The 13,367-nt window shown below is 44.6% G+C and carries 9 protein-coding genes; 8 read left to right on the top strand and 1 reads right to left on the bottom strand.

The genetic code is table 11. The annotated features are described in order from the left end of the window. Positions 1–10: 10 nt before the first annotated feature. A complete protein-coding gene (fadE, locus tag B1L02_RS11375; RefSeq protein WP_088531105.1) occupies positions 11–2,464 on the bottom strand; it encodes an acyl-CoA dehydrogenase FadE in 2,454 nt (817 codons plus the stop codon). A gap of 580 nt (positions 2,465–3,044) precedes the next feature. On the opposite strand from fadE, the gene B1L02_RS11370 reads away from it, so the two are divergent. The 8 genes from B1L02_RS11370 (at position 3,045) to accD (ending at position 13,365) form a co-directional block, all read left to right on the top strand. Beyond that, positions 3,045–3,365 carry a DUF6419 family natural product biosynthesis protein gene (locus B1L02_RS11370; protein ID WP_088531104.1) on the top strand — a complete coding sequence of 107 codons (321 nt, stop codon included), beginning with the start codon at positions 3,045–3,047 and terminating at the stop codon, positions 3,363–3,365. Positions 3,366–3,448: 83 nt separating this feature from the next. Beyond that, positions 3,449–4,573, top strand: coding sequence for a 4-phosphoerythronate dehydrogenase (locus B1L02_RS11365; protein ID WP_088531103.1), 1,125 nt, complete (start codon positions 3,449–3,451; stop codon positions 4,571–4,573). A gap of 37 nt (positions 4,574–4,610) precedes the next feature. Beyond that, entirely contained in the window at positions 4,611–5,627 is a 1,017-nt protein-coding gene (locus B1L02_RS11360) for an aspartate-semialdehyde dehydrogenase (RefSeq protein WP_088531102.1), read from the top strand. 289 nt (positions 5,628–5,916) lie between these two features. Further along, positions 5,917–6,042, top strand: a complete 126-nt coding sequence (locus B1L02_RS25000) for a hypothetical protein (protein WP_257790089.1) — start codon at positions 5,917–5,919, stop codon at positions 6,040–6,042. 44 nt (positions 6,043–6,086) lie between these two features. Next, entirely contained in the window at positions 6,087–9,689 is a 3,603-nt protein-coding gene (locus B1L02_RS11355) for a FimV/HubP family polar landmark protein (RefSeq protein ID WP_232003069.1), read from the top strand. Positions 9,690–10,939: 1,250 nt separating this feature from the next. Continuing rightward, entirely contained in the window at positions 10,940–11,419 is a 480-nt protein-coding gene (locus tag B1L02_RS25100) for a FimV/HubP family polar landmark protein (RefSeq protein ID WP_335682209.1), read from the top strand. A 141-nt stretch (positions 11,420–11,560) separates the two neighbouring features. Next, positions 11,561–12,355: a tRNA pseudouridine(38-40) synthase TruA gene (gene truA / locus B1L02_RS11350; RefSeq protein WP_088531101.1), complete on the top strand. Its 795-nt coding sequence runs from the start codon at positions 11,561–11,563 to the stop codon at positions 12,353–12,355. Between the two features lie 134 nt (positions 12,356–12,489). Further along, entirely contained in the window at positions 12,490–13,365 is an 876-nt protein-coding gene (gene accD, locus B1L02_RS11345; protein WP_088531100.1) for an acetyl-CoA carboxylase, carboxyltransferase subunit beta, read from the top strand. The last annotated feature ends 2 nt before the right edge of the window (positions 13,366–13,367 follow it).

Raw genomic sequence — 13,367 nt, 5'->3', positions numbered from 1 at the left:
ACAAAAATAGTTATGCTGCGTCTGCTTTACTTGATTCCTTGGTTCTTGCTTTACCAGCAAGTAACTCTTCAGGGTCAAAGTCATCAACGTTGATAACGGCAAGACGTTTCGCTTCAACGGCAGTCAATTTAGCTGCTTCGTCTTCGCTCAGTACACCCGCTTCAAGCCCCATTGCTGCCACTTTATCAAGTTGCATAAACGGTAGCTTTTTACCAGTACCACGGCATACCTTTTCAAACAGCGGCTCTACGGCAAGAATGTCTTTTAGCGTTTGTTCTTGCTTACCAAGCAAGCACAGTGGCTCATCTTTTAAGTAGATGTGTGTTGCAAGGCGGTCACGCGTTTCGCTAGGTACTTGAAGTAACTGAGCAAGTTTGTGCTCCATTTTGTCGGTTGGTTTACGAACCGGACGACCAAATGGGAACAGTACCACTTTCAACAGGCCACGTAATGCAGCAGAAGGCATGTTGTTGATTAAGTCAGCAAGGGCACGTTGACAAAGGTACAGGTGCTCCTGACAAGACCACTGCACAAACGGTAAGTCTTCTTTACGACGACCTTCATCGTTATAGCGCTTAAGCGTTGCAGAAACCAAGTAAAGGTAGCTTAATAAGTCGCCTAAACGTGCAGAAATACGCTCTTTACGCTTAAGTGAGCCACCAAATACAGCCATACAAATATCAGACATTAATGCCAATGATGCACTGTAACGAGCGGCATTACGATAATAAACCGCAGTTTCGTCGTTAAATGGCACTTTGGTGAAACGTGCACCGGTTAGCGCTAACCATTTAGTTCTGACTAAATTAGATATAGTGAAACCGATGTGGCCCATCAAGGATTTGTCAAAGCTATCAAGTGCTTCTTGTTTATCTTTGATAGTGCAGGCTTCCAGTTCAGCCAGTACAAAAGGATGGCAACGAATAGCACCTTGACCGTAGATGATCATGTTACGGGTTAGGATGTTTGCACCTTCTACCGTAATTGCAATTGGAGCACCTTGGTAACCACGGCCAATATAGTTGTTTGGACCAAGACATATCCCTTTACCACCATGAATATCCATGGCATGGATGGTCGAAGCACGCATTTGCTCGGTTAAGTGATACTTCAAAATGGCAGAAACAACCGAAGGCTTTTCACCTAAATCTACCGCGCCAGTTGACATAGTCACCGCAGCATCAGAGCTATACGCGTAGCCACCTAGTTTAGCTAGTGCCTCTTCAATCCCTTCCATCTTACCGATAGGAAGTTTGAACTGGCGACGAATGCGACTGTATGCACCGCTTGCAACCGCAAGAGATTTAATACCGCCTGCAGAGTTTGAGGGTAGCGTGATAACACGACCAACCGACAAACATTCAACTAGCATGCGCCAACCTTGTCCTGCCATTTTTGCACCACCGATAATGAAATCGAGTGGTACAAACACGTTTTCACCTTGTGTAGGACCATTTTGGAACGGCACGTTAAGTGGAAAGTGACGGCGGCCAATTTTTACGCCAGGCGTGTTTGTAGGAATAAGCGCACAAGTAATACCTAGCTCTTCTTTATCACCTAATAGGCCGTCCGGGTCGCGCATTTTAAACGCCAGACCAAGTACAGTCGCAACGGGAGCTAGAGTAATATAACGTTTGTTCCACGTTAGGCTAATACCTAATACTTCTTCGCCTTCCCATTCACCTTTACACACAACGCCAAAGTCAGGAATAGATGAAGCATCAGAGCCCGCTTCTGGTGATGTTAGTGCAAAACAAGGGATTTCATCACCCACAGCTAGGCGAGGTAAGTAGTGTTCTTTTTGCTCGTCAGTACCGTAGTGCTGAAGTAGTTCACCCGGGCCCAACGAGTTAGGTACGCCTACGATAGACGATAGTAAAGTTGATTTACTGGTCAGCTTTTGTAGTACACAAGATTGCGCGTAAGCTGAAAACTCAAGACCACCGTATTGTTTTTTGATGATCATCGCAAAAAACTTGTTGTCTTTTAAGTATTGCCATACGTCTTGCGGTAAGTCAGTTAGTTCGTGAGTTGCTTCCCAATCGTTAAGCATGGCACACACTTCTTCCACCGGACCATCCAAAAACGCCTGTTCTTCAACGCTTAGGCGCGGCTTTGGAAACTGATGAAGCTTATCCCAGTTTGGGTTACCACAAAATAGATCGGCTTCCCACCAAGTAGTACCTGCATCAATCGCTGACTTTTCGGTTTCCGACATGGTCGGCGTTACTTTTTTGAACGCTTTAAATGCTGGAGCCACGATGTACTGCTGACGCAAGTTCGTTACTGAAAGTGGTATAACTACCGCTAAGAAAATTAACCAAGAGATAATGCCAAAGGCACCAGCAAAGGTGCCAACTAGCATTGTAACTGCTGCAATACCAATAGCGGTATTCCAGCTTGCGCGATGATAGCTTGCTGCACTGAGCAAGGCTAACAACGCGAGAACAAATATAAGTGTCATGTTGTTCTTCCTTATAAGAGGTCTGACCACCCAGTTAGACTAGCTGGTTAATGCTGATATTTCAAGCGTCTTCATCCCTTCTAGGTGAATTAGTTGATGCCTTGTTGTGACATATTATTTACGTATCGCACTTAATCTGTGTTTTAACCAACGCAAGCTTACCTTTGGCCAGTTTGAAAGTTAACGACGCTGAATCCACTGCGAATATCCGAACTGGGTTTGCAAGTTACTTTGATTAAATCTCAATCTACAACCTAAGAGGATTTTCAACCTCATTAATTATTTATGGATACTTAAGTGTAATGAACGTAGTGCAATGTAGCGAAAATGCACATGAATTTTCTTTAAGCGAAGTGTCTAATTTGTGCATTATAATTGCCAAAACTTCATGTCTGATTTGCATTGAAATACACGTTAATGTTTCTACAATTGGGTTAAGCATAGCCACGAAATGGTGCTTTTAAGAATTGCTAAGGAGTAGCAAATGCAGTCCATTTTTTTGGTCGCTATGTGAGTTAGGATTTACCGCCACGACCCAGTGTAGCGGTCGATATAGCTGTCCACGTTAAGGAGAAACAAGATGCAGCAGAGTATTTTTTATCTAGTCACTATTTTGGCATTTGCCGCCATGTTGTCGGCCTTTCACCTCTTTCCTGAAGCGGTAATTTTTAATGTTTTTAGCAGTTTGTTTGCCGCATTGCTTGGTTACCGTGCTTATACTCGTTGGGCCTTATTACTGTGCTGTATTAATATGTTGGCTATGACGTTTTGTCCTTTACTTGATTCAGGTGGCTGGTTAAGTCTAAAGGGGGCGGTCGTTTTTGTATGCTGTGTGATGTTTTTTGCAATAGCCTTTGGTTGCAATAAAGCGGTGACACAAAATAAAAGGTTTTATTATTAGTCGCCTACCTTGCCATGTTAAACTCGACTCAGGCGATGTGTTATCGCCTGAGTACTCGAGACAATAGGTGACAGGAAACCCGCATGCGAATATTAGCCGATCAAAATATGCCCTTAGTTGAGTCATTCTTCTGCGAAATTGGTGAGGTAACTCGGTTTGATGGCCGTAACCTTCAACCGGACGAGCTAAAAAATGTCGATATTCTGTTGACTCGCTCAGTCACTAAGGTCAATGAGGCCCTGTTAGCACAAGCCGATAAACTGAAGTTTGTGGGGACTGCGACAATAGGGATTGATCATATTGATACCTCATTGTTGGCCAATGCCAATATCTCGTTTAGCAGCGCACCGGGCTGTAATGCGATAGCGGTTGCCGAGTACGTGATAAGCGCTCTACTTGCATACGCACAGGAAACCTCCACACCACTTCAGAGTAAAACGATTGCCATCATTGGTGTTGGTAATATTGGCGAGTGTTTAGCATCAAAGCTGAAAGGACTTGGTCTTACTGTTTTATTGTGTGACCCCGTTAGGCAGCAAGCGGGGACATTAGATTCACATATTGCCTTAGATGAAGCATTGGCTCGCGCGGATATCGTGACATTTCACGTTCCATTAGTTAAGCAGGGCCCGCATAAAACGGTTCATCTACTTGATGCATCGAGGATAGCGGCATTAAAGCCGGGTATGGTGATAGTCAATGCAAGCCGTGGTGATGTTATCGATAATCAAGCGCTTTTACACGCGATAGAGGGTGGGCAAGCGCTTGAGCTGATCTTAGATGTTTGGGAAAATGAGCCGAATATTTTACAGCCGTTATTGCAGTATACTCGCTTTGCATCTGTGCATATTGCCGGCCATTCGCTAGAGGGTAAGGCGCGAGGCACGCAAATGTTATACGAAGCCGTATGCCGAGAATTCGATTTACCAGCCAGCAAAACGATTAGTGATTTTCTCCCCAAACCAAGTGTCACTAGCTGCCAGTTGCAAAGCACAGCTAACGAGCAGGATATAGTCAACTTAGCGCATCTTGTTTATGACATTCGTCGTGATGATGGCATCATGAGAAAACAGCTAAACACATTGGGCTTTGATACCTTGCGTAAAGCATATCCCGTGCGTCGAGAATTTAGTACAATTGCAGTCAATAATGACTCACCAATCAGTGAAAAGCTTTACCAACTTGGCTTTTCTGAGCGCAAGAGTTAAATGCTTTGGTTGGTATATTACAGAATGAGGAAAAATAATGTCGCAAAAATATAATGTTGCGGTACTTGGCGCAACAGGTCTTGTTGGCAAGCAAATTATCGAATTACTCGCGGAACGAAAGTTTCCTGTGGACACACTTTACCCACTCGCGAGTAGCCGAAGCGCAGGTGAAGAAATTGACTTTAAGGGTGAAAAAATCGAAGTCCTGGATGTTGAAGAATTCGATTTCTCTAATGCCCATATCGGTTTGTTTTCAGCGGGTGGTTCCGTGTCGGAAAAGTACGCACCAATCGCCGCTGAAGCTGGCTGCATTGTGATAGACAATACCTCTCATTTCAGATACGACTTTGATATTCCGTTAGTGGTTCCTGAGGTGAATAAAGACAGTCTTGCAGATTTTAGAAACCGTAATATCATCGCTAACCCTAACTGCTCTACAATCCAAATGCTAGTGGCACTTAAACCAATTTATGATGCCTATGGCATTGATAGAATTAATGTCTCAACTTATCAAGCAGTATCTGGCGCAGGTAAAGAAGCGGTAGATGAGTTAGCGAAGCAGACTGCAAACTTAATGAATGCTAGATCGATGGAAAACGAAGTGTTTACCAAACAAATCGCTTTTAACGTCATTCCTCAAATTGATACGTTCCAAGAAAATGGCTACACCAAAGAAGAAATGAAGATGGTGTGGGAAACGCAAAAAATCTTGGGCGATTCGAGCATTTTGGTTAACCCAACAGCGGTTCGCGTCCCTGTATTTTTTGGTCATGCTGAGGCTATTCACCTTGAAACACGCATGCCTTATGATCTTGAACACGTTAAGCAGTTACTTGCTGATGCGCCGGGTGTTGAGCTAATCGAAGACGAAAACGACTACCCAACACCGGTGAGTGATGCCAGTGGTAACGACACCGTCTACGTTGGTCGTGTAAGGCAAGATATTTCACATCCGCTGGGCTTAAACTTGTGGGTTGTATCAGACAACACCAGAAAAGGAGCAGCAACCAATAGCATTCAAATTGCAGAAGCTCTGATAGAAAGCTACCTATAAATACTCATTGGTATCGCAAAGTAAGCAAAGTTTTGCGTAATACTCTGCGTTATGACGGCAAACTTCTGCCAAGAAGTTTGCCGTTAAGTCAAATACTTGACTATTCTTCACCTATATCAGCTATTCCAAAATCAGTAAAAAGCATTATAACCATGTTAACTTTCAATATGTTGCAATGGATATTCCAACATATCTGGTTTATAGTTTGCATTTGGAATAGAGCTTGCTTCAAAGCCATAATAATAAAATGTCGTTTAACGGGTGTTAAACATTTGAGTAAAGGATCGGCATGCGCGGTTTAGCCTTATTTAGTATCTTTGTATTCGCACTGATTGCCACACCGGTATATACCCAAGAAGGGGTGGTGCTAAAAGGCCCAAAGGGGTTGATTATGGGGCGCAAGGTCGGTCAATAGGGCCTATCAGACCTACGGATACATTGTGGCGTATAGCACAAAAAGTGCGGCCAGATGACTCGGTCACCATTTATCAAGTGATGAAGGCGCTTTACGATAAAAATCCTAACTCATTCCTAGATAAAAACCTCAACCATATGCAGGATGGGGCGTACCTACGTATTCCTACCATAAATGAAATTCGTAGCGTTAATCCAGAGTTGGCAAAGCAAAAGTCGGATCAAGATGACAAACTTTGGGAAATGAAGCGTAAGGGGTTATTGAACCCAAATGCGATAGACGAAGCTGAAAAAAAGGTTACACAAGCTCGCAAAGTCGATGTAGAAGAAGCAAAAGAAGACCTGACTAATCAACTGCGTTCTTTGAAGATGGAACAAGACATGCGCCTGATGGACTTGCAAAAAGAGTTCAAATCCTCGGTGCGCAATGTTGAAGAAATCTTGTCCGAAAACAATAAATTAAAGCAACAGCTTGGGGCTATTTCTACCGAGCTTCAAACGGTTCGTACTCAGCTTGGCAAAGACAGTGAAATTCAGCAACAGCTAAAGGCTGTTATTGACTTGCAAAATGAATTGATTGATCAGCAGGCGGCTCAGGCAAAAGCGCAAGAAAGTAGCGAGTTGAGCGCATTCTTTAGCTCGGCAGCTGGAATTGCGTTACTTGCCACATTGCCAGCACTACTGGCAATTGCTGGATTAGTTATGTTCCTACGCCGGAGAAGCCAATCTCAAGCGTCTACAGATGACGACGATTTTCTTCCGCAAACACCCTCCGTGGCTGCAGCGGGAGCTGCAACCGCGGCGACTGCATTTGACCCTGAGCCAGACCCACTTGATATCGGAATGGGCGACGACGAAGATGCCTTGGGAAGTAGTGTACAGCTTGATGATGATATCTTACCTGAAGACGATGAAATTACCTTCGACTCACTTGATGATGACTTCGATGAAGGGAGTGATTCGTTAGATCAAGACGAACTGGATAGCTTACTAAATGAAGATATATCGTTTGGTGATGATCACGACGAAGACTTTATGCAACAGAACTTCGACGAGGCTGGTGATGAGGTTTCGCTTGATGTTGATGATAGCCAAGATATTTTAAGTGACAGCGATCTAGATGATTTGTTCAACGAGTCTCAAGATGAAGAAATTGATGTTAGCGATGATGCCCTTGCTGCCTTGAGTGAGGAACTTGCTGATGAGCAAGCGGGTGCTGTTGCAAACGACGATGATATCGATTCAATTCTTGACGGTGCTTTAGATGAAGACCCCGAATTCAGTGGCAACTTTGATAGTGAGAGTCTAGTAGATACTGATGATATCGATGCGCTACTCGATGCCTCGCAGGATGCTGACGATGATGCACTACCTGATTTTGAGGAACCAAGCAATGAGCTTGCGGGCGATGACATTGATGCCCTGTTAAATGAAGTGCAAGACGATGCGCTAGCTGAAATTGACGAAGAGCCAGGCACGCTTGCTGGTGACGATATCGATGCCTTATTAGACGAAGCGCAACAAGAAGATGCATTGCCGGAATTAGAAGAAGAGTCCGATGATCTGGTTGATGACGAACTCGATGCTTTATTAGACGAAGCGCAAGAAGATACATTGCCGGAATTGGAAGAAGAGTCCGATGATCTGGTTGATGACGAACTCGATGCCTTATTAGACCAAGCGCAAGAAGATACATTGCCGGAATTGGAAGAAGAGTCCGATGAACTGGTTGATGACGAACTCGATGCTTTATTAGACGAATCGCAACAAGAGACATTGCCGGAATTGGAAGAAGAGTCCGATGATCTAGTTGATGACGAACTCGATGCTTTATTAGACGAAGCGCAAGAAGATACATTGCCGGAATTGGAAGAAGAGTCCGATGATCTGGTTGATGACGAACTCGATGCCTTATTAGACCAAGCGCAAGAAGATACATTGCCGGAATTGGAAGAAGAGTCCGATGAACTGGTTGATGACGAACTCGATGCTTTATTAGACGAATCGCAACAAGAGACATTGCCGGAATTGGAAGAAGAGTCCGATGATCTAGTTGATGACGAACTCGATGCTTTATTAGACGAAGCGCAAGAAGATACATTGCCGGAATTAGAAGAAGAGTCCGATGATCAGGTTGGTGACGAACTCGATGCTTTATTAGACGAATCGCAACAAGAAGATACATTGCCGGAATTAGAAGAAGAGTCCGATGATCTGGTTGATGACGAACTCGATGCTTTATTAGACGAAGCGCAACAAGAAGATGCATTGCCGGAATTAGAAGAAGAGTCCGATGATCTGGTTGATGACGAACTCGATGCTTTATTAGACGAAGCGCAACAAGAAGATGCATTGCCGGAATTAGAAGAAGAGTCCGATGATCTGGTTGATGACGAACTCGATGCCTTATTAGACGAAGCGCAAGAAGATACATTGCCGGAATTGGAAGAAGAGTCCGATGAACTGGTTGATGACGAACTCGATGCTTTATTAGACGAATCGCAACAAGAAGATACATTGCCGGAATTGGAAGAAGAGTCCGATGAATTGGTTGATGACGAACTCGATGCTTTATTAGACGAAGCGCAAGAAGATACATTGCCGGAATTAGAAGAAGATTCCGATGATCTGGTTGATGACGAACTCGATGCCTTATTAGACGAAGCGCAAGAAGAGACATTGCCGGAATTGGAAGAAGAGTCCGGTGATCTGGTTGATGACGAACTAGATGCCTTATTAGACGAAGCGCAAGAAGAGACATTGCCGGAATTAGAAGAAGAGTCCGATGATCTGGTTGATGACGAACTCGATGCATTACTAGACGAAACGCCAGAAGAAACGTTGCCGGAGCTTGCAGAGGAAGTCGGTGAACCTGCTGATGACGACCTTGATACGTTATTAGACGAAACGGCAGAAGATGGGTTGCCAGAGCTTGGAGAAGAATTTGACGAGTCTGAACTTGACTCTGAACAGCCTTTAGCAGAGTCAGGGCACTTGTCGGGTATGTTGGATGAAGAGGACGCTATTCCGGAATCATCTGAAGAACCGGTGGAAGATACGTTACAGTCCGATTTAGCCAATGAAGCCGATTTTAGTGAAGACAATGTTCAAGCCGACGAAGACAGTGAATTTGAAGACCCCAATTTAAAAAGTGTTGATGAGCTACTGCAGGAGCTTCAAGCCGAAGAGCAGCTTGAGCTAGGTTCTGAACTTGAAGATGACTTCTCTGACGAGGAAATCGAAATTGAGCTGGGAGACGATCCACTTAATGACGAAGTGGATTTACTGGCAGAAGAAGAGTTGTTTGACGAAGATGACCTACAACCAAGTGCAGAGCTAGATAGTTACCCTGAGCTGGAGCTTAGCGAAGTACTTGAAACTACTGACTCGCAAAGCGAAACCGAAAAAGCATTATCCGAAGCATTATCTAATGACGCTCAATTTGATATCGAGGGGGACTTGATGACGACCTTCTCGACGATGAAATCTCTGGCTTTGATGAAGATGATTTGCCTGAATTTAGTGCGGATGTCGACGAAGATACCTTGCTTGAAGACGAGCCAGAAGTTCCACTCGAAGAAGCTGAAGGCGACACGCTTGAGTCTGAACCTGAACTGGAAGTCGAAGATGAGCCAGAAGTTCCACTAGAAGAAGCTGAAGGCGACACGCTTGAGCCAGAGCTGGAAGTCGAAGACGAGCTGCCAGAATTAAATGCAGACTTTGACGAAGATACCTTGCTTGAAGACGAGCCAGAAGCGCCACTCGAAGCAGCCGAAAGTGATACGCTTGAGTCTGAACCGGTACTCGAAGTCGAAGACGAGCTGCCAGAATTAAATGCAGACTTTGACGAAGAGACTTTGCTTGAAGACGAGCCAGAAGTTCCACTCGAAGAAGCTGAAAGTGACACGCTTGAGTCTGAGTCGGTACTCGAAGTCGAAGACGAGCTGCCAGAATTAAATGCAGACTTTGACGAAGAAACCTTGCTTGAAGACGAGCCCGAAGTTCCACTCGAAGAAGCTGAAAGTGACACGCTTGAGTCTGAGTCGGTACTCGAAGTCGAAGACGAGCTGCCAGAATTAAATGCAGACTTTGACGAAGAAACCTTGCTTGAAGACGAGCCCGAAGTTCCACTCGAAGAAGCTGAAAGTGACACGCTTGAGTCTGAATCGGTACTTGAAGTCGAAGACGAACTGCCAGAATTAAATGCAGATTTTGACGAAGAGACTTTGCTTGAAGACGAGCCCGAAGTTCCACTCGAAGAAGCTGAAGGCGACACGCTTGAGTCTGAGTCGGTACTCGAAGTCGAAGACGAGCTGCCAGAATTAAATGCAGACTTTGACGAAGAAACCTTGCTTGAAGACGAGCCCGAAGTTCCACTCGAAGAAGCTGAAAGTGACACGCTTGAGCCAGAGCTGGAAGTCGAAGACGAGCTGCCAGAATTAAATGCAGATTTTGACGAAAAAACCTTGCTTGAAGACGAGGCAGAGGTTCCACTCGAAGAAGCTGAAGGCGACACGCTTGAGCCAGAGCTGGAAGTCGAAGATGAGCTGCCAGAATTAAATGCAGACTTTGACGAAGAAACCTTGCTTGAAGACGAGCCAGAGGTTCTACTCGAAGAAGCTGAAGGCGACACGCTTAAGTCTGAACCGGTACTTGAAGTCGAAGACGAGCTGCCAGAATTAAATGCAGATTTTGACGAAGAGACTTTGCTTGAAGACGAGCCCGAAGTTCCACTCGAAGAAGCTGAAGGCGACACGCTTGAGTCTGAACCAGCGCTTGAAGTCGAAGAGGCTCTGCCAGAGTTAAACGATGAAGATGACTTGGAAACTCTACTTGCTGAGCCACAAACAGAGTCTGAATTACCCGAGGTCAACGAAGCCGAAATTGAAAAAGAGTTTATGGCTGACTTTACTCAGGCAGACTTCGATGCGTTGCTTAGCGAACTGGACGATCCCAATGACTTTGATGCCGGAAATGCTGATGACTTTGAAGTAGATTTCGACAGTTTATTGCAAGACGAATTGGTAGCAGGAGAAGCCCAAGCGCTACCAACGGACGCCGAAGGCACGGAAGACTACTTAGAAATTGAAGATCTGCTCGAGCAAAGTGACGACCTTGATAGCGATGTTGAACCTTACGTTGGTGCAAATATGGACGTTGGACTTGGCGATTTTGAAGAACTATTGGCGGGCGAAAATACCACGGATGTTGATTTAGAGGATGAAGGGTTCGCTGCTAAATTAGATTTAGCGAAAGCTTATATCGAAATTCAAGATTATGATTCGGCTATATCAACGCTCAACGATGTTATTGAAAACGGCCCAGACTCGGTCCAAGCTGAAGCGGAGTCGCTTAAATCAAGTCTCACAGAGTCTTAACACTCACATCAATTCCACCTACCAAACAGAGTAATAGCCTTGTTTGGTAGGTGTCATAATCTACTTCTTAGCTTAAGCGCTTTAATTCACATCACCAATCGCATAAAATGTCGTTTTTGTTATGGGTTGCGATAGAAAAGTATGCGAGTAGCGTTAGGCATTGAATATAATGGTGCAAATTATAGTGGTTGGCAGAGGCAAAATCATGTTAGCAGTGTCCAAGAAGAAATAGAAAAAGCGCTATCGAATATCTGTAATCATCCCGTTGAGATAACTTGCGCAGGGCGCACTGATGCTGGTGTTCATGCAACAGGTCAACTTGTGCATTTTGACACTGATGCTGCTCGCGACATGAGCGCCTTTACATTGGGAATGAACTCCCAGCTTCCTGATGACATTGCGGTACGATTTGCTAAAGAAGTTGACCCAGAGTTCCATGCGCGCTTTTCTGCTACGGCTCGTCGATACCGTTACGTTATTTATAATCATACCTACAGACCTGGCATTTTACGCAGTGGCGTAACGCATTTTCACCATGAGCTTGATGTTGAAAGAATGAAAGCTGCGTGCCCTGTGATGATAGGAGAGCAAGATTTCACGTCTTTCAGGGCGGTACATTGCCAGTCTAATACGCCGTTCCGTAACATTCATCACTTAGAGGTGGAACGCATTGGCAAATATATTGTCATTGATATTAAGGCGAACGCGTTTTTACATCATATGGTGCGCAATATTACGGGCTGTTTACTTGATATTGGTGTCGGCAAGCAAGACCCCGAGTGGATGGCGGAGCTTTTAGTTGCAAAAGACCGCACGTTAGCCAGTGCCACGGCAAAGCCTAACGGACTGTATTTAGTTGATGTGGATTATCCTGAAAAATGGCAAATAGAAAAGATGCCCCTAGGGCCTTTATTCTTGCCTGAGGAATTAGTGTAACGGTCATATTTATGTAGTACCTTATACTCTTAAGACCAGTTTTTTATATCACCTATAGCTAAATCATGATTTAATTGGGAAAAGATGTCTGTCTTTGCTGACGGAACAGAATAAAGCACGATAGAGAGTTGCAAATGAGTTGGTTAGAAAAGATCTTACCTAAAACCACTAAATCTTCTGGTAAAAAAGAGATCCCAGAGGGGGTTTGGGCAAAGTGTACAGATTGTGATTCAATCCTATACAAAGCGGAATTAGAAAAGTCGTTAAACGTATGTCCTAAGTGCGATCATCACATGCGCATCACGGCACGTAAACGCCTTGAAAGTTTCTTAGATGATGCTGATCGTCAAGAGCTTGGCACAGAGCATGAGCCACAAGACGTATTAAAGTTTAAAGATTCTAAAAAATATTCGGATCGTATCGTTCAAGCGCAAAAGGCAAGCGGTGAAAAAGACGCTTTGGTTGCAATGAAAGGTCGCGTAAAGGGTATTCCTGTTGCTGCGGTTGCTTTTGAATTCTCCTTCATGGGCGGTTCAATGGCCTCGGTTGTAGGTGCTCGATTTGTTGATGCAGTTAACGAGTGTTTAGAACATAACATGCCGTTAATTTGTTTCTCAGCATCTGGTGGTGCACGTATGCAAGAAGCACTGATGTCATTGATGCAAATGGCAAAAACAAGTGCAGCATTGGCCAAAATGAGTGACAAAGGCTTGCCATTTATCTCAGTATTGACCGACCCAACTATGGGTGGGGTTTCTGCGTCATTGGCGATGCTTGGTGATATCAATGTGGCAGAGCCAAAAGCACTTATAGGTTTTGCGGGTCCACGTGTTATCGAGCAAACAGTACGTGAGACCCTACCTGACGGTTTCCAGCGCAGTGAATTCTTATTAGAGCACGGTGCGATTGACATGATCGTTGACCGCCGTGAAATGCGTGATACGTTAGCGCGCATTTTGGCGAAGTTTATGGACTTGCCTTCCACTGAACAAGAGCATAGAGTAGCGTAAAT

Origin of the sequence: Pseudoalteromonas piscicida (assembly GCF_002208135.1) — a bacterium.
Lineage (GTDB): Bacteria > Pseudomonadota > Gammaproteobacteria > Enterobacterales > Alteromonadaceae > Pseudoalteromonas > Pseudoalteromonas piscicida_A.
The sequence above is the reverse complement of the archived record's forward strand: the minus strand, read 5'-3'. Positions and strand labels throughout refer to the sequence as shown.